The following is a 21,604-nucleotide window of genomic DNA, read 5'->3' as shown; positions in this document are numbered from 1 at the left end:
TTGCTATATCAAACTCTCCATCTTATATTGAGGATCAGATGCAATGCCATACACTCTATTTGGCGGAGCAATTTTGTTCTCTATACCAAAAACTATACCTTCAATTATTGCTGTGAGTACTTTTTCAAGGTTACAATCTGCTCCAGGAACACGGTGCTCTAGGCGGCATCTTTTGGAATCGTTGCCAAAATAGGGAATTCTTATCGCAGCAGTTCTGTTATTCACTCCCCAACTAATCGTAGTTGGAGTATGAATATCTGGGTACTGAAATCTTAAATATGAATCATCATTTGGAGCAAAAAATAGCATATGTTTTTTCATCATTGCACATAATCCACCTATGCTGTGAATCAGGTGGTCACTATATTTTTGCTTATTGCCATAAAATAAGTTATGATTATTTGAATCCATGAGGCTAACATGTACATTTAGTGCGCTGCCTGCTCTATCCAAATAAGGTTTTGCTTTAAAAGAAACATTACCCCCAAGTTTTTGTCCTACTTCAGTAAGTAATTGTTTTGCCAACTCAAAATGCATAATTAAATTATCAGAGCTCGTATAACAGTCACTTTTTATCTCATATTGGTTTAAAGAACTCTCTTTCTCACAAAAAAATCCAAGAGAAGCTATTTTATTTTTGATGCTATTCAGAAATAAATATTCTTTTTTTATTCCCTCAGTGTAAAACTCCAGTTCAATACCGAATACAGTATTATGACTCAAATTACTTAATATAATCACAAATTTACTTCAATAAATTTATACTAAATCAGCTATATTTATACAAGTACTTTACTTATTTATCAGTAAATTTAATATCTTATTTATACATAATATATTACTATTTTTTTAATAACATACTTCTAATCCTCGGTACAAGCGACATTTACAAATTGATTGTTTTTATTTCAAAAAAATGATCAATTTTAGTGCTTTTATACTCTTTACAACTCGTCAAAAAATCCTCATAATTTTAGGTATGTATTAAGTAGTGTTAGCTTTTTATCTTACAGTAAGCTATTGATTATCTTGCATCTTTCTGATTATTGTTCTTTCTTGGTGTGGTATATGAACTTAACTAACCCTAAGGTTTCTACTATGTTTTTTGATCAGATTATTACAGTAACGGACCACAATGTTACTTGGGAAAAAATCCAAAATTATCTCCATAATCTCTATGGAGAAGCAACATATAACAGCTGGCTGAGTTCACTAAGATTTATCAGCAACAGAAATGGAGAAGTTTTGTTGTCTGTGCCAACAAGATTTATAAAGGAGTGGATTACAGTTCACTACATGGAAAAAATATTATCATTATGGCAAAGCGAAGATCAAAGTGTATGTTCTATTGATATTCAATTAATTGAAGAAAGAAATTCAAATTCTAATACGATACTAAAAAATAGAGAGGAAAATAATCATAATCTTGGTTCACCACTAGATACCAGATTCACTTTTGATAATTTTGTGGTAGGAAAGTCAAATGAGTTAGCATTTACAGCGGCAAAGCGTGTAGCGGAATCTATAGATCCAATATCAGGAAGCAACCCTTTATTTCTATATGGTGGAGTGGGACTTGGTAAAACACATTTAATGCATGCTATAGCTTGGTACATAGTCAATTCTCCGTCAGCAAAAAGAAAAGTGGTATATTTATCAGCAGAGAAATTTATGTATCAATATATTACGGCGCTGCGGAGCAAAGATATTATGTTATTTAAAGAGCAATTTAGATCAGTAGATGTATTGATGGTAGATGATGTGCAATTTATCAGTGGTAAAGATAGTACACAAGAAGAATTTTTTCACACTTTCAATGCATTGATAGACCAAAATAAACAATTGGTTATATCAGCTGATAGGTCTCCTAGTGATCTTGATGGAGTAGAAGAAAGAATAAAATCGCGACTTGGTTGGGGATTAGTTGCAGATATTAATGAAACAACTTTTGAATTAAGACTTGGTATATTGCAGGCGAAAGTGGAACGAATGAATATGTATGTTCCAAAGGATGTCCTAGAATTTTTGGCAAGGAATATAAAATCCAATATAAGAGAACTAGAAGGAGCATTAAATAAGGTTGCTCATACCTCTTTAATTGGAAGAAGCATGACAGTAGAATCAGCTAGTGAGACCCTAATTGATCTTCTTAGGTCAAATCATAGGTCAATTACAATAGAAGAAATACAGAGAAAAATAGCTGAATTTTTCAATATAAAGGTTGCAGATATGCAATCTAATAGAAGGCTTCGCAGTCTTGCGAGGCCGAGACAAATAGCTATGTATTTCGCAAAGAAGTTTACGCAAAAAAGTTTACCAGATATTGGAAGAAATTTTGGTGGTAGAGATCATGCTACTGTTATACACGCAGTCAAACAAGTGGAAAATTTCATAAGAACTGACCCAAAATTTGCTGATGAAATCAATCGATTAAAAAAGATGTTTAAGTAGCACTTTATTAATGACAACCAGGCTGTTTTCATTTTTTTGATCAAATATCTTTTTCAAGTAGATTAAGTAAATCAAAGATCATTATTAGTATAAGCTAAGAGAAAATAGCTAGTCGATTGCTTAAAAAGTATATAAAATCACAATTTAAGTAGGAACTATGGCAATTAGACTTATTCCAGATAATCTTGATATAAGATTTAGTAAATATAGAAATTTGACAGCACTTGTTAGCGTTATTCTTATCATTTTTTCAATGCTTACTTTTATGCTGCGTGGAATGAATTTGGGTATAGACTTTACAGGTGGAATTTTGATAGAGATAAAATCTTCAAGCAAGGATGATGCTATTCTCGGTATATTAAAAGAGAGTGGATTTACGATACAGAGTTCAAAAGCTGGTGATAACTTAGTTGTGCGGTTTAAAGATGAGGGAGATGAAGATAAAATTAAAAAGGTTAAAAGTATATTAGAGAGCAAATTAGGTAATTTAGTAACTTATCGCAAAATAGATTATGTTGGTCCACAAATAGGCTCAACGCAGATATTTGAAGGGATATCAGCCATGTTAATTGCAATTATTGGAATATTTTTTTATGTTTGGCTTAGATTTAACTGGCAGTGTGGACTTGGTGGAATAATGGCACTGATCCATGATGTGATTTTAACTCTTGGCTTTATCAGTTTAACGAGTATTGAGTTTAATATTTCATCAGTTGCAGCTCTCCTTACCGTAATTGGCTACTCAATCAATAACTCAGTGGTTATATATGATCGGATTCGAGAGTATCAAAAAAGTGGAAAAAATGCAAAAATAGGTGAAGTAGTTGATGCCAGCATTAATTCGACGCTATTTCGCACTATGTTAACTTCAGGTACTACTCTTCTTGCCGCTCTTCCTTTAGTGCTGATTTGTACAGGTGTGGTCAGAGACTTCTGCTTAATCATTTCTTTTGGCATTGCAATCGGCACCTGTTCCGCAATATTTATCTCTGCTCCTATATTGACCTGCAGAGCGTTGATAAGTAGAGTATAGAACGTTTAACTACGATATAATATTAGCTTGTTATCCCTAATAGTGAAATGAAAATATCTCAAAAAGCTCATACCAAGTAATGAATGGGACATAGAGTGAGTATTAACACTAGCGTGCACATCATTAATTAAAAAATTTCCTATTTTAACTTGAGGTATTTGAACCACTCCAGCTTTTATTTGACCTTTTGCAGTTTCATATATTTTAAAGTCTTGAATGTTTTGTAAGTTAATACCAGCATGTAACGCATCTTTTTGCGATAGAACAATATCAGTTGCTCCGGTATCAAGCAAAAACGTTATATTACGATCATTGACTTGAGCTTGAATATAAAAGTGTCCATCGTATGACTTTGTAAATTCAATACTTCCGCCATTTTGAACCCTTCCTTTGTACGGTAGAAAAGTGCTCAGAAACCTATTGCTTAGTTTATCCCCTTGTGAATCAATAAACATTGCAGTAATGACTATTATCAGTAGCCAAATAACTAGATTTTTTGCTGCATTCATATTATTAAAATTTGAAGCCATAAGAGTAAATTTTTAAGATTAGCGTTAAAAGCTATTATTAAAAATAAGTAAATTTTATTGTTTTAGTACAATATTTAATATATACTTTAAGGAGGTATGTTCGATTTAATTTCATGTCAGAAGCAAAAAATTTAATTTTAGCAACAATTCTTTCTATATTAATTATAGTATTATGGCATATTATTTATGATAATTTTCTTAACACGAGCCAAAGCCAACCATCGATTGAAAATATTGAACATATCGAATCTTCTAACGACCTTGCTCCTATGATATACCAAAATCGTTCTGAAATTATTAATTCTACTAGAGAACAGAGAGTTAATTTAACCAATAACATGCTTGAAGGATCAATTTCTCTGAAAGGTGCAAGGTTTGATGACTTAATCCTAACTAACTACCACTTAGAACCGAGTTCTTCTTCTCCACAAGTGGTGTTACTGTCACCTGCAGAATCAAAAGATGTATATTTCGCAGAATTTGGGTGGCTCGATCCGAATGAAAAGATTAAAGTTCCAGATTCTAAAACAGTATGGCAAGCAGATAAACTCAATCAAAAAGAGGTCAATTTATTTTGGGATAATGAAAATGGCATTTTATTTAGAATGAAAATTAGCCTTGACGATAACTACATGTTTAAAGTTGAGCAAATTATTGAAAACAATACAAAAGATAATGTAGTTTTGGTTCCCTATGGTAAAATCAATCGTAAACGTGATAATATTAACGAATCCTATTGGATATCACATGAAGGAGTACTAGGTGCATTTAACAATAAGCTAGAGGAGTGGACATATAAGGATATTTCTAAGAAGCGTTTAATAAAGGCAAGCACGAGTGGAAAAAATTGGTTTGGTTTTGCTGATAAATACTGGCTTACAGCCATCATACCTGAGAAATCAGATAAAATAAATGTGAGCATTAAACACACGAATGTTAATAACATTGATAAGTTTCAAGCAGATTTTGTTAGACCTTACACACACATACTCCCTGGTACAAGTGCTTCTACTCTGAACTACTTTTTTGCTGGGGCAAAGAAATTGAATTTACTTGATTCTTATAAAGACACTCTCAATATACCTTTGTTTGATAAGGCTGTAGATTTTGGTGTTCTTTATTTTATAACCAAGCCGGTGTTTTTACTGCTTGAATATTTTAACTTTGTTTTGAAAAATTTTGGCTTAGCAATATTATTGCTAACTTTAGTAATCAAACTTTTGATGCTTCCCTTATCTAATAGATCATATATTTCGATGTTCAAGGTGAAAAGCCTGCAGCCTGAATTAACTCGTATAAAAGAGTTGTACAAAAATGACAGCTTAAAGCAGCACAAAGAGACAATTGCGTTGTTCAAGAGAAACAATGTAAATCCAATGTCGAGCATTTTCCCTATGCTCATACAAATACCAGTATTTTTTGCTCTGTATAAAGTATTATTTGTTACTATAGAGATGAGACACGCCCCTTTTTATTTATGGATTAAGGATCTTTCAGCTTCTGATCCAACAAACATTTTTACATTATTTGGGTTGTTTAATTATAACTTTCCTATTTCTATAGGCATTTTACCTATAATTTTCGGCGCTACCATGATAATTCAGCAGAAGCTAAGTGAGAAAGATCAAACCAGTAAAGATGATATTCAAGTAAATGTTATGAAGTTTTTACCTTACATTTCTGTCTTTATTTTTTCTTCTTTTCCTGCCGGCCTGGTAATATATTGGATATTTAGTAATATTATAACTCTGGTTCAACAATCATTAATAAAGTTGCTTTTAACAAGAAAAGTGGGGATGAATGTCGAAAATACTAATAGTTAATTCAATTTACCACACTGAAATAGCGAACCTTTTGCTTGAAGGTGCAGTTGATAGATTAAAAGAAAGTCATGCAAGCTATGACATAATTGAAGTTCCTGGTGCATTTGAGATACCAGCTACAATTCTCTTTGCAGTAAAAAGCAAGAATGCTAATTATGACGGTTATTTAGCTCTTGGGTGCGTGATTCGCGGTGAAACTGATCATTATAAATACGTTTGTAAAGGAGTAATCGAAGGCTTAAATGAAGTTATTATGCATTATGCAATACCCCTTGGTATGGGCGTAATTACCGCTGGCAGCAAAGATAAAGCACTAATTAGAGCTGACAAAAATAAAAAGAACGTTGGTGGCCATGCAGCCTCAACTGTTTTGCATATGATAGATCTACACAATAAATTAAAATAATGGAGGAAAAACCAGTAGATAAAAAGTGGCGCATAAAAAGAAGTACGGCAAGATTTCTTGCTGTACAAATTGCTTATTCAAATATTTTTGTAAGTTACAACAAAAGCACTTTTAAATTGGAAAATTGTGAGCTTAAGGACTACATAAGGACGTTGAAAGATATATTTGAATGTGAAGAATTTGAACATCAGTTCTTAGAAAACTTGTTATGTAAGGTTATAAAAAGCAGTGAAGAATATGATAAAATAATAGAGTCTTATTTACACCCAAGCTGGTCACTTTCACGATTAAATCTTATAAGCTTATCTATTTTGCGTATTGCAGTATGTGAGTTAATTGATTTTGATACACCAGCACCAATTGTTATTAATGAATATACTAACATTGCATCTGATTTACTTGATGCTCCAAACAAAATTGGCTTTATTAATGGGTTGTTAGATAAGGTAAAGGATGCAGTCAGACTAAATAAAAATCCTTAGTAACTTCTCGTAAGGTATTCGTTCAGTAGGGTGGCAAAATAAGATAGAAAAGACAGCTATAGAAATAAATGGTGTTATCCAATATGATGACAGTGCTCTTTTTTCTGTCATCCCAGTGCTTGACACTGGGATCGAGATTGCAAGTAATGCATTCGGTTTGGTAAGTATGGATTTTGCGTTATAGAATGAAACACTTTTGGTAAATTTATCAAGAAAACTGGATCCCAGTGTCAAGCACTGGGATGATACCACTTTTGCTTCGATATTTACACATTAGTCATACATCTGAACGGATACTTTGAGACAGCTTCTATAATCATACGCGTCAAGTTAAGAGATTGTGAGCAAATTTAGAGAGGTTAAAGTGGATACTCTAGTCCTTCTACGTTTGTCTTTTAATGAAAATAGCGACCAAGTTATAGTGAGTTTTTTAAGAAATGCTTTTAAACTATTAATTTTGGTTAATACTAAAAATAACTCTCTAACCCGCCTTTTTAGCTCAATAAATGCCTTTGTTAAGCTAAGTTCTGTATTCTTTTTCACTTCTGTGCAACCAACTATGCCGTGAAATATAAGAATTGCGCACAATTTAGCATATAGTTCACATAATACTCTGCATGGCTTTCCTTTTAGCTTATCAAGCCTGATATAGCTTTTATACAATTTAAATAATAACTCAATTTGCCACCTTACTCTGTAAATCGTTAATACTTGCTCAGCACTAATTTTATTTTCTGGAACATTAGTTATAAATATTGACCAGTTCAACAATTTTTGATTTCTTTTAGAGGATGTATATCCCTGCGATCTTGCTAATCTATTAGCTTTCCTTCTTCTGGCCATAGACTGTTCTTCAGTTAGTTTCTGACATATAATTCTTACTCTAATTTTTGCTTCTTTTCCTAACAATACCTCGTTTTCTAAAAATAACTTATCCTCTAAACATTCTAATAACTCCATTTTTTGATTTGTTTCTACATCATATATGTTGGTATCAGATTTATAACGACTTATGAAATAAGCTCCTATTTCATTGATTTGTTTAAAAGAACTTGGCACAAAATAACCGAGATCAGATATTAGCAAATCATTGCTTAATATATTACTTAAATGTTTCCTATATCCCTGGTCTGATCTTACCCCCTCCGTTAAATTAAGTTGGTCTATTATCTGATTCATGTAGTCGAAAACTAATTGTAACTTTATTCCAGACTTAGTATTGCTTTCATAGCCACTGTAGCTAGTACCATAACCTTTATACATCTCTTCCATACTGTTAGGTAGAGTAATATAGCTACTGTCCAATAATTTAACACTATTAAATTGCTGTAAGATTTTGCAATCAACTTGCAAGATATTTTTAAAGAGAATCACAGATTCATTATACATCCTTTTCATAAATTCCACTGCTTCTTCAGTAAATCTAAAATCCAAACCTTGTTTTGTTATATCTATCGAGTCCTCGTTTAGTAATTGACACATTGTTTCTACGCTACAATTATCAACTCCTATATTACCCAAGACCATGGCTTTTACGAATGATGAACCTTTTAGCTTTCTCTTTCTTTTTATAAACCTTGTTGTAATTGAGATTTTCTCTGCTTTTTCATTAAAAAATTCTTTGAGCTTTTTTGATAAGCAAGTTATTTTATTCATTGGTTCTCTCACTAAAAGTATATCTGGGAGAACTTATACCTTATTATTCTATCTCTTTCATACCTTTATTTCCTTAACTTGACGCGTATGGCTTCTATAATAAGCTTAAATAACTAACACTAAAAAATGAAGGGCAGGCTTATTTAGTCTACCCCTTTTATACTTGTCTGGATAATGATCTTTCTTTCTCTTGTTGCTCAATTTCTGGTGATCTAATAATTGAGCTTGGCACAAGTTTAATGATGAGTTCTTTAGGACCATTTTCTTCAACGCCTAAACCTAACGTTTCTAACTTTTTTCTATATTCATCTATTAATTCATACTCACCTTGATCATTTTTTCTTCCTAATGAATTTATCTTTAATAATCCATCATTGTTATCCATTTCCTTACTTGTAGCAGTAATGTAGTAACTGTTACTTTCTAAGCTAAAATATATAAGATACTCATCGGAGATAACACTGCCATCTTGATTCTTATTTTGGTTGTGTTTTTTGATATACTCAAAATCTTCATTTTTTACTTTCACAAATAGATCTTTTTTATTCATTATAATAACAATGTTCAGAGTTTTAGGCTCAGATATTTTATTGTTTTTGATGATGGAATATATTGCTAAACTAACCAATGCAACGGCAACAGTTGCAAGTAGACTCATTCCAAGTGGTGTAGCTGCAAAAACTGCAAGTGGCGCTAAAATCGAAGTTGAAGACACCAATATGGAGCTGAAAGTGTTGTTACTGCACCTATGACGCATAGAGAAGTAAGTGCTGCAAGTGCAATGTTTGTTTTGTGACGGTGTTTTTTTTAAATTGACATAATTTCCTCTTAAAATAAGTTAATAATATATTAATATTATATATCAAAAAATCAATACAGCCAACTTACATATAATGAACTACCTACCGCTTGAGCCAAAGCCCCCTTCATTGCGGACGGTTTCTTCTGTGCAGAATTCTTCTCTGTCATCCCAAATTACCTGAGATACAGGAGTGATGAGGATTTGTGCGATTCTCTCTCCTCTTTTTATTTCATATGGCTGATTACTTAGATTGATTAGGCAAACTTTAACTTCACCTCGATAATCGGAGTCTATAGTGCCCGGAGAATTTAAGACAGTGATTCCATGTTTTGCAGCAAGCCCAGAACGTGGGCGAACTTGTCCTTCAAAACCGTTTGGTATTGCAATCACAATGCCAGTTGGAATAAGTAACCTTTCAAGTGGATTTAAAATAATAGAGTCGTCCAATGCAGCATAAAGATCCATACCAGCACTCTGCATAGTTGCATAACAGGGAAGAGGCAGGCTTTCGCCATGTGATAACTTTTTTATTTCTACTTTAATTTTATCTCTTTGCATTTTTATTCACTAGTTATGAAAATTTGATTGTAGCATGTAAATTGTACCTGTAAAAGGTAAGAAAACTACTTGACAAATCTTTCAGCTTCCTTACTATAAAATTGAAAGTGTTTTATTACCTTCAATCTGTTCAGATTAAACGACAAAAGTATTATACAGTTGGCGTCTTATAAATCTTTCCGCTATGTGCACTTTATGTCTTCACAATAATTTCTACCTAATATAAGCTGAAACGGGCTTATAAAACGTTTAAAACAGTACGTTTGTATAGAGGGTGTCATTTTCCAGCGCGTGACGCTGGTTCCTGGATCTCAGTGTCTGGGCACTGGGATGAGAAAAAAGGGGCTACTTGAATGACACCTTATGTTCCAGCACGTGACACATAATTGTACGAACATTCATTTTTGAAGACAGCAAATGGTCAGTGCCCAGACACTGGCATCCAGAAATTTTATTAGGTTGGTAAGCACAAAAGTAGTTGCTTTATGCTAAAACACAACGGTTGAAAGACTCGATTCCAGCGTCACGCGCTGGAATGACATCAAAGGGGCTACTTGAATGACATACTTGAATTTACGCTATAAAGTGAACCGGTTTGGTGTGCTGCTGTTGTTTGCAGTATTGTAGTGCTAATTTTTTACTTCGGTAGTCTTTTTATTGTCATTATAATTATAAGAATAGTTGAGGCCAATTAATATGAAAACTTTTACGAAAAATTTTAAAGGTAAGGAAAGAAAGCTAGAAGAGTTCAATGAGAAAGTTGAAGACATATCAGCTGTAGCTCAAGATAAGTTTGCACATGAACTTGAAAATATCGCATATGAAAGTGTGCAGAAATTTCGCAGTCTACTTGCTAAAGAAATAAACTCCACTTTCAATAACATTCATTCTCAGAATGTCAATCTACTAAAATCTGGCTTAGTAAACTTGATCAATAAAAAAGGAGAAACAGCGTTAATACGTTCTCTTCTCAATATACTTGTACGATAGAGTTGCTGTTGCAATTTAATATTAAGTGATAACTAAAATAAGTAAGATTTTTTATGGATAAGTCTTACTTATTTTAGCTATATATAGAAAAGGAGGGTTGTTATGTCAACAAGACTAAAGTATCCAATCATAAATATACAACGTAAGTCTAAGCCTAAATCTTTTCCAGTAACTTTAGGAGAGGTTAAATCTTTTTTACGAATTGAAAATGATCAAGATGATAAGTTGATTTCAAGTTTTATTTTTATGGCAACTGATTATGCTCAGTGGCATATGGAAAAGTCTCTAGTAAAGCAAACGTGGCAAGTTTCATATGAAGGTTATATACCTCGTAGAATCTATTTAAGCTATGGTCCTGTGAATAAAATAATATTGGCTACTGATAAGAATAGAAAACTTAGTTATTATTTTAGTGATATAGGAAGCTATATTGAATTTTTCAATTATTTGAGCATAATAAGAGCTGATGTTGTATATGAAGCTGGTTATGATAGTGTTCCTGAGCAAATAAAGCTAGGTATTATACAGCATGTTTCTGCTCTCTATAAAAATCGTGAATCAGAAGTAAGTAGCCATTTATCTGAAGTGAAGAAGGTGTATTCTCCATTTCGCGAACCAAAGGTTGTTTTGTAGTTCCTGTTTGTCATTCAATAGCAGATACAACAGATGGTGTCATCCGAGTATCCCCTTCGATGTCATCCCAGTGCTCAGACACTGGGATCCAGTTTTTTCATGATCATCAAAACGTTGTATTTTAAAATAAAACGGCTACTTTTATGCTTACCAACTTAATAAAATTCCTGGATCCCAGTGCTTGACACTGGGATGACAAGAAAGAGCTACTGGAATGACATCATTATAAAGTGAACCAGTGTCTGGGCATGTGATGACACCATCTGTTGTACCTACAAATTGCAATGTTCTTAGCCGTATCTGTGAGATGGAAAAAATTCAAATTATAAATGAGTTGTATAATAGTATTTATGCAGAATTAAAAGCAAACTCTGATTTAAAGAAATATGTTACTAACATCTATGATTACCTGCCTAAGCAGGTTACTATTCCTTATCTGAGATTGCGCATAGTAAATTATGTTAACCTGCATATGCTATCTAATTTTGCTACAAAAGTAAGATTTTCATGCGACATATATACTTATCATATAAGCAGCATGCTTGCTGCTATAAAGCATATTAGCTTGGTGGTAAAGAGCATTAGTAGTGAGACCATTTTGGAAAGTAATTGTGCTATAAATCAGCATGATGAAGTTTTACATTCAACAATTAATTTTGATATTTTAATACAAGGAGGTAGCGATGAGCAAATTACAGCTGAAAATTAAAGGTCATGACAATAATTTTGTTGTGCTGAATAATATACGAAACTTAAGGTTTACTTTGCGTAATAACAAAGAGGAGATGAAAGAGATTTCCTCTTTTGGCTGGAGAAAAGTGCTTGATTGTGCTGGAAGTAGAAAGATTACAATAAAAATTAATGGCATTTTAAATTCAGTATTGGCTGATGAATTATTGCGTAATTCTGCAATGTTAAACTCTAATAATGATTATGAGATTAGTTTTAATGCTAAGGAGAAGATAAAACTCAGGTGTTCGGTTGAATTGTATGAGAGATATTATGATCCTGCCACTTTTGACAGCTTCACTGTAGTTTTAGCCAGTGCTGAAGTTGTGAACACTTTTCATTAGTGTTAATTTAATTTTTTCATATACAATAATAATAAGTGGGAATAAACTAAAAAAAATTATGAACGATGAGGATCTTTTCGAAGAAGGCGATGATAATGTTGAAGAGAATAGCGATGACAGAAGAGAAAGGAATTTGAAGAATGAAAATCAGCTCGAAGAGCAATTTAAAGAGTATTTAAAACCTTTCGAGGATATTTTAAGTCAAATTGATGAAGGAGTTGATAATTTAGATAGTTACGAAAGGACTATGCAAGTAAAGCGAAGTATAGATAGGCTCATAGAAACCTTATATAGCCAAGCAGCATCTGAGGATATTGATGTAGAACTTGAAACCACAAAACACACTTGCGATAAATCAGAGTCCAAGAAAAGAGTTCTGGAAAAGAGAAAGAAACAACTGATGGAAGAGATCTTAAGTTTTCAACAACAAAAGGAGCTAATGAATAGTAGGGAAAAACATGAAGTAGCAAGTGATGAAGATGTTCAGAAGGCAAAAGCACGAGTGAAGTCTTCAGTTAGGGGGGTGTTGTTTTCAGTTATTGCTCATAGAATGGATCCAAGAAGGAGGGCAGGGGAAACTGCTGATGACAATGAAAAGCAAGCTCGTATGTACGGTAGAGAAGCAGTTGGTGGAGTTTTAGGTGGACTGTTCAAGGCGTTTTTAACTACAGTTACTGCCGTTGTACGCGAAATTGCTAAACCACTTCAACATATGAATACACAAGAGACGTCTTTTGCAAAACAAGTTGAAGAAAGCAGAAACCAGGATTCACAGAAAGGTCGATCTGTGTAGGTCAAAGTATAATTTCAAAAAAATTTTTGAAATCGTATGTACTAAACAATATCTACTCAACGCAAATTACAACAAACGCAGTAGCATAATCTTGATCATCACTTAGAGAAAGGTGTATCTTGTAGTCTTTCGAGATGAAATCCTTTGTGATAGCAAGATGTGGTTTTTCCCTGATATTACTGTATATTTCTATATCTTTCATTATAATTCCCTGGCTGAATCCAGTGCCTAGCGCTTTAACAAAAGCTTCCTTTGCAGCAAAGCGTTTAGCAAAATATTTTGCTCTTACTTCTTGGCTATTATATTTTTTGCTTATCTCTATCTCCTTCTTAGTATAGACTTTATTGAGAAATTTTTCCCCGTATTTTTGTGATATTCTCAATATTCTGGGTATATATACTATGTCAGTGCCAATACCGTATATCATTTTGTGCTAAAGCGATTTATTGCTTCTTCAACTTGTATTTCCTCTACCTCGCCAGTTGCCCTATTTTTTACTTCAACTATATTTGAAGTTACTGCTTTCTTTCCAATAATTATTTGCCACGGCAAGCCTATCAGATCCATTCTGGCAAATTTCACTCCTACACTTTCGTCCGTATCATCATAAAGCACTTCATCGCTTTTCAAAGCTTTGTATATTTTATCTGCAGCCTCCGTTACTTTCGTTTGTAAATTGATCAAACCAACTTTAAAAGGAGCTACTGCCTCTGGCCAGATAATTCCTTTATCATCATGGAAAGCTTCTATTATTGCGCCAACAAGCCTTGAAACTCCAATACCATATGAACCCATATGCATATTAACATTTTTTCCATCTTGAGAAGTAACACTTGCCTTCATAGGCTTTGAATATTTGTCGCCAAAATAAAAAATATGCCCTATTTCAATACCTTTACTAACATTTAACTGTTCTTGCGGTATAGGACAAATTTTAGGATCATGCATATCGTCTGCAACTGCATATATGCTCTTCAGACTTTCAATATCTTCACTCTCTAGTAGTTCAGAAAATTTATTGTCATAATATAAAGTGCTTTCACCAGTGTTTGCCAATATATGAAACTCGTGGCTCAAATTTCCTCCAATTGGCCCCGTATCAGCTCGAACTCCAATTGGAGTAAGTCCCATGCGTTTGAAGATTTTTATGTAAGTTGTATACATCAAATTATATGAATTCAGTGCACCTTCGTAATCTACATCAAAACTGTATGCATCCTTCATCAGAAATTCCCTGCCTCTCATAACGCCATAACGAGGTCTTACTTCGTCACGAAACTTCCACTGAATTTGATATAAACAAAGTGGTAAATCTTTGTAACTTTTTACCGTATTTCTAATCAAATCAGTTACCACCTCCTCATGTGTTGGACCAAAAAGCATATTGCTCCCATGCCTATCCTTAATGCGCAGCATTTCTTTGCCGTAATCATCGTAACGTCCTGACTCTCGCCAAAGACTTGCTGGCTGCACACAAGGCATCAACACTTCAATCGCACCAATTTCATCTCTGATAATATTTTCAATATTTTTAAGTACCAAAAGACCAAGCGGCAGCCAAGAATAAATGCCGGATGCTGTCTGCTTGATTAAGCCTGCACGTAATAAATATTGATGAGAAATAATCTCAGCACCAGCAGGGGTTTCTTTTAAAGTTGGCAGGTAATATTGAGATAAGCGCATTTGATAAATCTGATTGTACTAAGTAATCTTAATACAATCAGACCTGTAGGTAAACTTATTTTAAGAGGGGTGCACTACTGCTCTTACCTCGATCTATGACACTTTGAACTTGAAATGGTTTTGCTTTTCCACCATAATTTTGATCAACCAAAGAAAATGGTTTTTGCACCTCACTATTCACTGAGTCAACATTATTTGCTTGTGCTGCAGGAGAAGCTTCATATTTCGTTTTTGAATTAACAGGCTTAGGCGATATCGGTGGCTTCTCTGCCTTTAGTGTAGAACGTGGTGGAGTTGTGGATTTAGGTTTTACATTATCATCAGATTCATGACCACTGTCAGGACTCTCGCTTCTTTTGTTACTGTCTGATTGCGGGGTTGGAGACTCATCTTCCCACTCACTATCGGGTGTACGATTTTGATCATCATCTTCGTCATCACTTTTGCTATCTGAGGATTTAGTTCCTTCTCCTAGAAGAGGAGAATTCTTCATTGTGTCCCATGCATTCTTCATAAGATCTCCACCTCCGTTATTACTTGGCTTTTTAGCAGCTTCAGGCTGATCGACAACTTTTGTCAACTTAACACCCTGCTTTATCTGTGCAAGCATAGCATTTTTAGCATCCGATTGATTAGCGTTATTACTAACTTCAGCACCAGGCTTATCAGAACCATTGGTCTTTTTCAATGAATTAATTCCATCTGGAGCTGAAGGAGGAGATGGTGGTGAAACAGCACCTTGTGGCAATGGAGGAGGTGGCGGAGGTAGTAGTGGTACAATGGGTATTCCAGACATTACTGGAAATGATGGTGTAGGAGTATTGCTATGTTCAAGTTCTTTTGCTTTCTGTAAACTACTATCTTGTGATTGATTTTGACATACTTCGTTGTTTTGCTGTTGTACGTTGTCCTCTTCATCAATTGCTTTCCTTCGTTCTTTTAACACTTTGAATAACTCAGAGGGTATGGATTTATTAGTAGTATTATTCTTTAGAGTAAGTGGTGTCGGTGCACTGGGTGTTCCAAGCGTTACTGGAAGTGATAATGAAAACCTCCACTTTCTTGTTGCTTGCCACCTCCTGGATGTATAAGTATTGCTGTGTTCAAGTCCCTTTGCTTTCTGTAAATCTTGTGATTGTTTTCTACCAGGATCAACTCCTTTCTCGCTGTTTATTGCAGAAAGGTGTGAATTGATAAGATATGCAGCTAAGCTCAACATAACCGATGCAGAAACAAAAGCAATAACTGTGAAAAGTACTGGATCACTTAGTGTTACTGAAATCGAAAGATATGTATATATAACAGCTGTAACACTAGATATACATAGCAACAAAGTAGCAATTGAATATTTTAAGGCAGCTGTCTTACTTATTCCAACTAAAGTATTAATCAAAATGGGAGTATCGATTTTTTGTTCTGTTGCAAGTTGAATAGAATTCTCAAATAGCCCTTTTTCTGATTGAGTACTATTGTTAGTTCCTGAATTACTGGAAGGTTTGTTACTATTACAATTATCTTGTTGAGAACTAAAAACTCTAGGAAATACATTCTTGGGAGTTGAGCTTCTATTTTTCTCACTCTGTCTAATATTGCTTCCTTTATCTGCAGTTTCGCCATTCGCATTATGTTCTTTTTGTTTTTTCCGGAATAGTTTACTATTTGTAGGATTTACAGTTGGTTGTTGAACAGGACTCTTAGATTGATCTCTTCTTGGCTTATTGCCACTGCTGCTTTTTTCTGCAATAACACTAGGAGATTTTCCATCTTTATCGTTATGCTTACAAGTGTTTTTCCAACCCGGAGGTGGGGAAGGTGGTGGTGGCGGTGCAGGTATTTTATTATTAGATAAATCATTAGTAAGCATTTCTCTTCCTTATTATTAATATAGTACTAATAATAACTAAATTATTAGTACTTGTCAATAATTTTTGAGTAAGTTAACATTAAGATAATAAAATAAAAAGGAAAGAGAGAGGAGCAGTCTTCTAAGAAGAAATAGAAGCTGTTTTAAACCTCAAGGACCTTCCTTCATCACTTTGTTACTACAGCACATCATCGATGTTTTGGTATAGAGTAATCAGAATCATAAAAATAGCTTAGTGTTAGCTATTTTTATGATAACCTCTCTTAAACAATTGATATTTTACAGTGTTTTTGGTAAAATAATAGCTTAAGGCTTAGAATAAAAGTTTATGAGTGAAGCACAAGGTCCAAATATTGCAGAATGGCAGGCACAGCAGCAACACCAGGAAGCCGCTAGTGAGAAAAGTGGTTTCGGTCTTGGTCATAGTGACTCTGTTGCAACAATTGTGGATGGAATGAAGTGGATGTTCAACTTTCATGAAGGAGCAATTGCTGCTTATAATAATGTATTCGAAGGTTTGGTAAGTGGTAGCAGTCTAGTAACGTTATTTGGGAAATCAGGTAATATGTTTGGCATAAAATTTCTTGAAAGTCTTGCTGAATATTTTTCAGGTGGTGGTGGAGAAGATATGCCATCAGAAGGAATGGGTATGGACTACGGTGATGAGGGGCATCATCCGGATGATTATCCCCACTCTAACAATGAAATAGCTCAAAGTGCCGATAGTTTGCATGATATGCATGATGCAGGTGATCATCATGGCCAATCTTTTTCACCTGGTCCTTCACCATCTGTTGGTGATGATCATGAGCTTGGTTACTAAATAACTAAGAAGATTTTATTGTAATTAGTGAAAAAAGTTTCAGTTTTAGGATCAACAGGAAGCATTGGAAAAAAGACTGTAGATTTGCTCTTAAAGAGAAAGGAAGAATATCAGGTGGAAGCACTAAGTGCCAATTCTAACTTTGCTCTGCTAGCACAACAGGCAAATCTACTTAATGCAAAATATGCTGCCATTTCTGATGAAAGGTTCTACAAAGATTTAAAAGAAGATCTACTTGGTACAAACGTCAAAGTAGAAGTTGGTGCTCCAGGTCTAGCAAATGTTGCTTCTCTACCCGTTGATCTCTCAGTTATTGCAATAGTTGGCATCGCAGGCCTTGAGCCAGTTATAAAGGTTATAGAAAGCGGTACTAAAGTTATTGCCCTAGCAAATAAAGAAAGCATTGTTTGTGGTGGCAAGTTACTGCTTGAAAAAGCTAAAGAAAGGAGCGTACAAATAATTCCCATCGACTCTGAACACAACGCAATTTTTCAAGTTTTGCAAAATGATGATAAATGTGTAGAAAAGATTATACTCACTGCCTCTGGTGGACCATTTTTAAATTATAGCCTTGAACAATTAAGAAATATCACAGTAAATCAGGCACTAAGTCACCCTACTTGGAAAATGGGAAAGAAAATCTCAGTTGATAGTGCAACAATGATGAATAAAGCACTAGAAATAATAGAAGCACATCATTTGTTTAATATTAGTCCAAATAGAATTGAAGCAGTAGTGCACCCTGAATCGATAGTACATGGAATTGTCGTTTATCACGATGGATTCAGCTTTGCTGTGCTTGCAGAAACTGATATGGAAATTCCCATTGCATATGCTTTATCTTGGCCAGAAAGATCAACTTTAAATCATAAATTAGATTTAACAAAGCAAGGAAAATTGACCTTTCAAGAACCAGACCACAAATGTTTTTCTTCACTAAAGCTAAGCATGGAAGTGTTAAATTCTTCTTCTCCACATACAAATAGTATTGTTTTGAACGCTGCAAATGAGATAGCTGTTAATGAATTCTTGAAATCACGAATTGGCTTTTTAGAAGTAGTAGAGGTAGTAAAATCAACAATAGAAAACTTTGACAAGTACTCTGATATTAACTCACTATCTGACATAATAAGTGTCGATTTTGAAAGCCGTGTTATTGCCAATGAAATTATAAAAAGTAAAGGTATCTGTTCAGCAGAGTGATAAAATAAGGTAGATGAGAAAAGACAACTAAATGGTCAAGTAGCCCCATTTCATACTCCTGTCATCCGAGTAGCTGACACTGGGATCCAGAAAAATTTACAAGTAAACTGAGCTTATGCTAAATTCAATGAGATTAAATGAAAAACTTGATTCCAGCATCAAGTGCTGGAATGATACCTTACCTGAACAGATACATCACTAGCACGTTCGTTCACAATAACTTGAGAGAAACTTACATCATTAATAACTGTATTTACTCTATACAGATAACCGCATCCTATTGCAAGAAAAAGCAACGAAGTTGCAACAAGCGGAGTTGAGTTATCAACTGCGAAACATATACCAGCAGCAAGTACTCCAGATAACAAAAAAGCACAAGCATAATTAATTTGTTTCCTTTTTTGAGCAACTTCTTCTACCTTTATGAACTCTGGTTCTATTATTTCCTTAACATGTTCTGCAATACAATTTCTTGGACTTTTGTTTTCATAGTTTTTAATATTAGGTTTGATATTTGGATGTGTAAGTAATATTTCTATCATGTTTACATTTCCCAACTTGCAAGCAATGTGTAGAGCTGTATTTTTTTCCTTCTTGCCGGTCTTAATTTCCTCCTCTGCACGAGCATAATTTTGAGGTATAAATCCTTCATTAACAGGTTGTAAATTGTCAAGGTATACACAACCCCTTATACCCTTATCTACTACTTCTCTCCCCTCAAATTCGTACACTGGATAACCATCATGTTCCTTTGGTTTTTTCTTAATAACAGCTTGCTTGCTTTTAATATTTAAATCGATTTTTTTATGTTCTACAAGCAACTTAGCCATAAGCTCTAAATATTGATGTTCCTCGTTATTACTAGTAACAAAAGCTGAAGCAATGCACATCAAAGGTGTCATCCCATCCTCAAAAGCGTTAACATTCGCTCCTTCTTTCAATGCTTGTTGAAAATGATTCCAAGCTTCCTCAGGTTTTATTCTTTCACCACTAGCATTTTGAAATTCAATAGCTTTAAACAACTTTTTTGTTGCTTCACTTGTACTAAACATTTTAACCCCCTATCACAACAAACTTGATAAAATTATACATAGAAAAAATTAAAATATCAACTATTAAGCTAATGATCCAGAATATACTCCTTCGTTAAAGGAGACTGAGCATTTTCAAAGATTTCTTGAGTACTTCCGAATTCAACAATCTTGCCATTGCAAAAGAAAACTATGCTGTCAGATAATTTTTTAGCTTGCTTCATCGAATGAGTTACCATAATTATGGTGAACCTCAATTTCAATTCTTGTATAAGATTTTCGATTGCATTGGTTGCCATTGGATCAAGAGCAGAGCATGGTTCATCCATTAATAAAATAGTTGGCTTTACTGCAATTGCACGAGCAATGCATAATCTTTGTTGCTGGCCACCAGATAAATTTAGTGCACTATCTTGCAATCTATCTTTCAACTCTTCCCATAAACCAACCTTAGTTAAACTACTTTCTACTATTTCATCTAATTTTTGCTTATTTTTTACCATGCCATGCAATTTAGGCCCATAAGCAACATTATCATATATTGATTTTGGAAAAGGGTTGGGTTTTTGAAATACCATACCAACTTTTGCTCTGAGCAATACAACATCCATATCACGTGAATATATATTACCCAGCCCATCGATTACCAGTTCACCAGTCGCTCTACATCCAGGTACGTAATCATTCATACGATTAAAACAACGCAAAAATGTCGATTTACCGCACCCAGAAGGTCCGATAAAAGTTGTGACTTTCTTTTTGCAAATATTCAAATTTATATCGAATAAAACTTGTTTAGAGCCATACCAAAGATTTAAATTTTTAACGAAAGCATATTTATCGCTCATACTAAATCCTGCATTGAATAAAGTCCTGGTATTTCCTGTTTATTCTCGCACAACCATATTGCTGCCTGAACCGCCCCTCTAGCAAACGTTGTACGATTAATTGCCTTGTGATTTAATTCTATTCGTTCATCGGAATTGACAAACATGACACTGTGATCTCCTATTACTCCACCTCCACGAGATACTGCAAAGCCTATTCCCCCTTTCCCTCTTATATTTGAATTATTATGTGAATATTGATTGAGCTCAAAATCCACTTTTGCAGCGTTAGCAACTGCTTTACCAAACTCTATAGCTGTTCCAGATGGTGAATCCTTTTTTAAATTGTGATGCATTTCCCAAATTTCAACGTCATACTCATTACCTAAAAGCTTGGCAGCTTCTTTTACCAATTTCAGCAACACATTAACTCCTATACTCATATTTGCTGACCATAATATTGGAACTTTAGCAGCATATTCTTTTAAATTTAGACCTTCTATTCCAGTTGTGCCACTAACTAGCGGTTTTTTAAATTTCACGGCCGCCTTAAGGCAGTCTAGCATACATTCTTTTGTTGTAAAATCTATTACAACATCGGACGACTCAAATACCTCACTAATAGAACTTGTAATTTTGATTCCTAAATTGCAATTATTTCCTACAATAGGCCCAATATCTAAGCCTATATACTCACTGCCCAAGCGAGCAACAGCACCTGCTACTTCCACTTTGGTATTTGTAATTAATTCATTGAGTATTTTCTTACCCATTCTGCCTAAGCAGCCTATTACTCCAACTTTGATTTTCATAAAGCTTTTTCCACTATGTTAGGCTTTTTTTGAAGCTTTGTCATCTTTATAAGCTTAGCATATTTAGCCTTACACTGATAAAACTATAGCTATACATCGATGAATCTATTGAAAATTGATACGAGGAAGAT

The 21,604-nt window shown here is 34.1% G+C and carries 23 protein-coding genes; 12 read left to right on the top strand and 11 right to left on the bottom strand.

The features are described 5' to 3' along the window. Positions 1-3: 3 nt before the first annotated feature. The gene (locus M1L26_RS03560) at positions 4-741 is read right to left on the bottom strand and encodes a type I glutamate--ammonia ligase (protein ID WP_211908175.1); all 738 of its coding nucleotides are present in this window, start codon (positions 739-741) and stop codon (positions 4-6) included. Positions 742-1,068: 327 nt separating this feature from the next. Between M1L26_RS03560 and dnaA the strand changes: the two genes are divergently transcribed. Continuing rightward, positions 1,069-2,451, top strand: a complete 1,383-nt coding sequence (gene dnaA / locus M1L26_RS03555) for a chromosomal replication initiator protein DnaA (protein ID WP_250119943.1) — start codon at positions 1,069-1,071, stop codon at positions 2,449-2,451. 157 nt (positions 2,452-2,608) lie between these two features. Then, the gene (gene secF, locus M1L26_RS03550) at positions 2,609-3,484 is read left to right on the top strand and encodes a protein translocase subunit SecF (RefSeq protein WP_211908179.1); all 876 of its coding nucleotides are present in this window, start codon (positions 2,609-2,611) and stop codon (positions 3,482-3,484) included. Positions 3,485-3,489: 5 nt separating this feature from the next. Here the strand turns inward: secF and M1L26_RS03545 are convergent, their stop codons facing one another. Then, complete coding sequence (locus tag M1L26_RS03545; protein ID WP_010401102.1) at positions 3,490-4,014, bottom strand: TIGR02281 family clan AA aspartic protease; 525 nt, start codon at positions 4,012-4,014, stop codon at positions 3,490-3,492. 113 nt (positions 4,015-4,127) lie between these two features. On the opposite strand from M1L26_RS03545, the gene yidC reads away from it, so the two are divergent. From yidC to nusB, 3 genes are read left to right on the top strand one after another with little or no spacing between them, the layout of a single operon-like run. Continuing rightward, positions 4,128-5,837: a membrane protein insertase YidC gene (gene yidC, locus M1L26_RS03540; RefSeq protein WP_250119942.1), complete on the top strand. Its 1,710-nt coding sequence runs from the start codon at positions 4,128-4,130 to the stop codon at positions 5,835-5,837. Continuing rightward, positions 5,815-6,243 carry a 6,7-dimethyl-8-ribityllumazine synthase gene (locus M1L26_RS03535; protein WP_211908182.1) on the top strand — a complete coding sequence of 143 codons (429 nt, stop codon included), beginning with the start codon at positions 5,815-5,817 and terminating at the stop codon, positions 6,241-6,243. Before yidC ends, M1L26_RS03535 begins: the two co-directional genes overlap by 23 nt. Continuing rightward, positions 6,243-6,725, top strand: coding sequence for a transcription antitermination factor NusB (gene nusB / locus M1L26_RS03530; protein WP_211908184.1), 483 nt, complete (start codon positions 6,243-6,245; stop codon positions 6,723-6,725). Before M1L26_RS03535 ends, nusB begins: the two co-directional genes overlap by 1 nt. Before the next feature lie 330 nt (positions 6,726-7,055). Here the strand turns inward: nusB and M1L26_RS03525 are convergent, their stop codons facing one another. The 3 genes from M1L26_RS03525 to dut all read right to left on the bottom strand — a co-directional run bounded on the left by M1L26_RS03525 (position 7,056) and on the right by dut (position 9,741). After that, positions 7,056-8,381, bottom strand: coding sequence for an IS4 family transposase (locus M1L26_RS03525; RefSeq protein ID WP_250119941.1), 1,326 nt, complete (start codon positions 8,379-8,381; stop codon positions 7,056-7,058). Between the two features lie 157 nt (positions 8,382-8,538). Then, positions 8,539-9,096 (bottom strand): hypothetical protein, encoded by a 558-nt coding sequence (locus tag M1L26_RS03520; protein ID WP_250119940.1) that lies wholly within the window; start codon positions 9,094-9,096, stop codon positions 8,539-8,541. 183 nt (positions 9,097-9,279) lie between these two features. Continuing rightward, entirely contained in the window at positions 9,280-9,741 is a 462-nt protein-coding gene (dut, locus tag M1L26_RS03515) for a dUTP diphosphatase (protein ID WP_211908186.1), read from the bottom strand. A gap of 696 nt (positions 9,742-10,437) precedes the next feature. Here dut and M1L26_RS03510 point away from each other — a divergent pair. The 5 genes from M1L26_RS03510 (at position 10,438) to M1L26_RS03490 (ending at position 13,230) form a co-directional block, all read left to right on the top strand. Beyond that, complete coding sequence (locus M1L26_RS03510; RefSeq protein ID WP_063631247.1) at positions 10,438-10,731, top strand: hypothetical protein; 294 nt, start codon at positions 10,438-10,440, stop codon at positions 10,729-10,731. Between the two features lie 102 nt (positions 10,732-10,833). Beyond that, positions 10,834-11,364: a head-tail connector protein gene (locus M1L26_RS03505; protein ID WP_250119939.1), complete on the top strand. Its 531-nt coding sequence runs from the start codon at positions 10,834-10,836 to the stop codon at positions 11,362-11,364. Between the two features lie 307 nt (positions 11,365-11,671). After that, positions 11,672-12,073, top strand: a complete 402-nt coding sequence (locus tag M1L26_RS03500) for a DUF3168 domain-containing protein (protein ID WP_250120432.1) — start codon at positions 11,672-11,674, stop codon at positions 12,071-12,073. Continuing rightward, entirely contained in the window at positions 12,048-12,437 is a 390-nt protein-coding gene (locus M1L26_RS03495; protein WP_211908190.1) for a phage tail tube protein, read from the top strand. Before M1L26_RS03500 ends, M1L26_RS03495 begins: the two co-directional genes overlap by 26 nt. A gap of 58 nt (positions 12,438-12,495) precedes the next feature. Next, entirely contained in the window at positions 12,496-13,230 is a 735-nt protein-coding gene (locus tag M1L26_RS03490; protein ID WP_250119938.1) for a hypothetical protein, read from the top strand. 52 nt (positions 13,231-13,282) lie between these two features. Here the strand turns inward: M1L26_RS03490 and M1L26_RS03485 are convergent, their stop codons facing one another. From M1L26_RS03485 to M1L26_RS03475, 3 genes are read right to left on the bottom strand one after another with little or no spacing between them, the layout of a single operon-like run. Then, a complete protein-coding gene (locus tag M1L26_RS03485; RefSeq protein WP_250119937.1) occupies positions 13,283-13,657 on the bottom strand; it encodes a holo-[acyl-carrier-protein] synthase in 375 nt (124 codons plus the stop codon). Beyond that, complete coding sequence (gene proS / locus M1L26_RS03480) at positions 13,654-14,913, bottom strand: proline--tRNA ligase (protein ID WP_250119936.1); 1,260 nt, start codon at positions 14,911-14,913, stop codon at positions 13,654-13,656. The genes M1L26_RS03485 and proS overlap by 4 nt, the downstream gene beginning before the upstream one ends. Positions 14,914-14,968: 55 nt before the next feature. After that, complete coding sequence (locus tag M1L26_RS03475; RefSeq protein WP_250119935.1) at positions 14,969-16,777, bottom strand: hypothetical protein; 1,809 nt, start codon at positions 16,775-16,777, stop codon at positions 14,969-14,971. A gap of 328 nt (positions 16,778-17,105) precedes the next feature. Here M1L26_RS03475 and M1L26_RS03470 point away from each other — a divergent pair, with 328 nt between their 5' ends. Both M1L26_RS03470 and dxr read left to right on the top strand, forming a co-directional pair. Then, complete coding sequence (locus tag M1L26_RS03470; RefSeq protein WP_211908196.1) at positions 17,106-17,600, top strand: hypothetical protein; 495 nt, start codon at positions 17,106-17,108, stop codon at positions 17,598-17,600. Between the two features lie 27 nt (positions 17,601-17,627). Further along, positions 17,628-18,803 carry a 1-deoxy-D-xylulose-5-phosphate reductoisomerase gene (gene dxr, locus M1L26_RS03465; RefSeq protein ID WP_250119934.1) on the top strand — a complete coding sequence of 392 codons (1,176 nt, stop codon included), beginning with the start codon at positions 17,628-17,630 and terminating at the stop codon, positions 18,801-18,803. A gap of 158 nt (positions 18,804-18,961) precedes the next feature. On the opposite strand, the gene M1L26_RS03460 is transcribed toward dxr, so the two are convergent. The 3 genes from M1L26_RS03460 to dapB form a co-directional block, all read right to left on the bottom strand. Beyond that, complete coding sequence (locus M1L26_RS03460; RefSeq protein ID WP_250119933.1) at positions 18,962-19,855, bottom strand: ankyrin repeat domain-containing protein; 894 nt, start codon at positions 19,853-19,855, stop codon at positions 18,962-18,964. Positions 19,856-19,923: 68 nt separating this feature from the next. Next, positions 19,924-20,682 (bottom strand): phosphate ABC transporter ATP-binding protein PstB, encoded by a 759-nt coding sequence (gene pstB, locus M1L26_RS03455; RefSeq protein WP_010401422.1) that lies wholly within the window; start codon positions 20,680-20,682, stop codon positions 19,924-19,926. After that, the gene (gene dapB / locus M1L26_RS03450; protein WP_246433194.1) at positions 20,679-21,473 is read right to left on the bottom strand and encodes a 4-hydroxy-tetrahydrodipicolinate reductase; all 795 of its coding nucleotides are present in this window, start codon (positions 21,471-21,473) and stop codon (positions 20,679-20,681) included. Before dapB ends, pstB begins: the two co-directional genes overlap by 4 nt. Positions 21,474-21,604: the final 131 nt, after the last annotated feature.

The sequence above is a fragment of the Wolbachia endosymbiont of Ostrinia scapulalis genome, assembly GCF_023559145.1.
Taxonomy (GTDB): domain Bacteria; phylum Pseudomonadota; class Alphaproteobacteria; order Rickettsiales; family Anaplasmataceae; genus Wolbachia.
This window is presented reverse-complemented; position numbering and strand designations above follow the sequence as displayed.

Excerpts from the sequence above, each read along its gene's own strand:
- dnaA (WP_250119943.1), top strand. The coding sequence starts at position 1,069 with ATGAACTTAACTAACCCTAAGGTTTCTACTATGTTTTTTGATCAGATT.
- yidC (WP_250119942.1), top strand. The coding sequence starts at position 4,128 with ATGTCAGAAGCAAAAAATTTAATTTTAGCAACAATTCTTTCTATATTA.
- M1L26_RS03485 (WP_250119937.1), bottom strand. The coding sequence starts at position 13,657 with ATGATATACGGTATTGGCACTGACATAGTATATATACCCAGAATATTG.
- M1L26_RS03505 (WP_250119939.1), top strand. The coding sequence starts at position 10,834 with ATGTCAACAAGACTAAAGTATCCAATCATAAATATACAACGTAAGTCT.
- dapB (WP_246433194.1), bottom strand. The coding sequence starts at position 21,473 with ATGAAAATCAAAGTTGGAGTAATAGGCTGCTTAGGCAGAATGGGTAAG.
- nusB (WP_211908184.1), top strand. The coding sequence starts at position 6,243 with ATGGAGGAAAAACCAGTAGATAAAAAGTGGCGCATAAAAAGAAGTACG.
- M1L26_RS03525 (WP_250119941.1), bottom strand. The coding sequence starts at position 8,381 with ATGAATAAAATAACTTGCTTATCAAAAAAGCTCAAAGAATTTTTTAAT.
- secF (WP_211908179.1), top strand. The coding sequence starts at position 2,609 with ATGGCAATTAGACTTATTCCAGATAATCTTGATATAAGATTTAGTAAA.
- M1L26_RS03500 (WP_250120432.1), top strand. The coding sequence starts at position 11,672 with ATGGAAAAAATTCAAATTATAAATGAGTTGTATAATAGTATTTATGCA.
- M1L26_RS03490 (WP_250119938.1), top strand. The coding sequence starts at position 12,496 with ATGAACGATGAGGATCTTTTCGAAGAAGGCGATGATAATGTTGAAGAG.
- M1L26_RS03510 (WP_063631247.1), top strand. The coding sequence starts at position 10,438 with ATGAAAACTTTTACGAAAAATTTTAAAGGTAAGGAAAGAAAGCTAGAA.
- proS (WP_250119936.1), bottom strand. The coding sequence starts at position 14,913 with ATGCGCTTATCTCAATATTACCTGCCAACTTTAAAAGAAACCCCTGCT.
- dut (WP_211908186.1), bottom strand. The coding sequence starts at position 9,741 with ATGCAAAGAGATAAAATTAAAGTAGAAATAAAAAAGTTATCACATGGC.
- pstB (WP_010401422.1), bottom strand. The coding sequence starts at position 20,682 with ATGAGCGATAAATATGCTTTCGTTAAAAATTTAAATCTTTGGTATGGC.
- M1L26_RS03460 (WP_250119933.1), bottom strand. The coding sequence starts at position 19,855 with ATGTTTAGTACAAGTGAAGCAACAAAAAAGTTGTTTAAAGCTATTGAA.
- M1L26_RS03470 (WP_211908196.1), top strand. The coding sequence starts at position 17,106 with ATGAGTGAAGCACAAGGTCCAAATATTGCAGAATGGCAGGCACAGCAG.
- M1L26_RS03475 (WP_250119935.1), bottom strand. The coding sequence starts at position 16,777 with ATGCTTACTAATGATTTATCTAATAATAAAATACCTGCACCGCCACCA.
- M1L26_RS03495 (WP_211908190.1), top strand. The coding sequence starts at position 12,048 with ATGAGCAAATTACAGCTGAAAATTAAAGGTCATGACAATAATTTTGTT.
- M1L26_RS03545 (WP_010401102.1), bottom strand. The coding sequence starts at position 4,014 with ATGGCTTCAAATTTTAATAATATGAATGCAGCAAAAAATCTAGTTATT.
- M1L26_RS03535 (WP_211908182.1), top strand. The coding sequence starts at position 5,815 with ATGTCGAAAATACTAATAGTTAATTCAATTTACCACACTGAAATAGCG.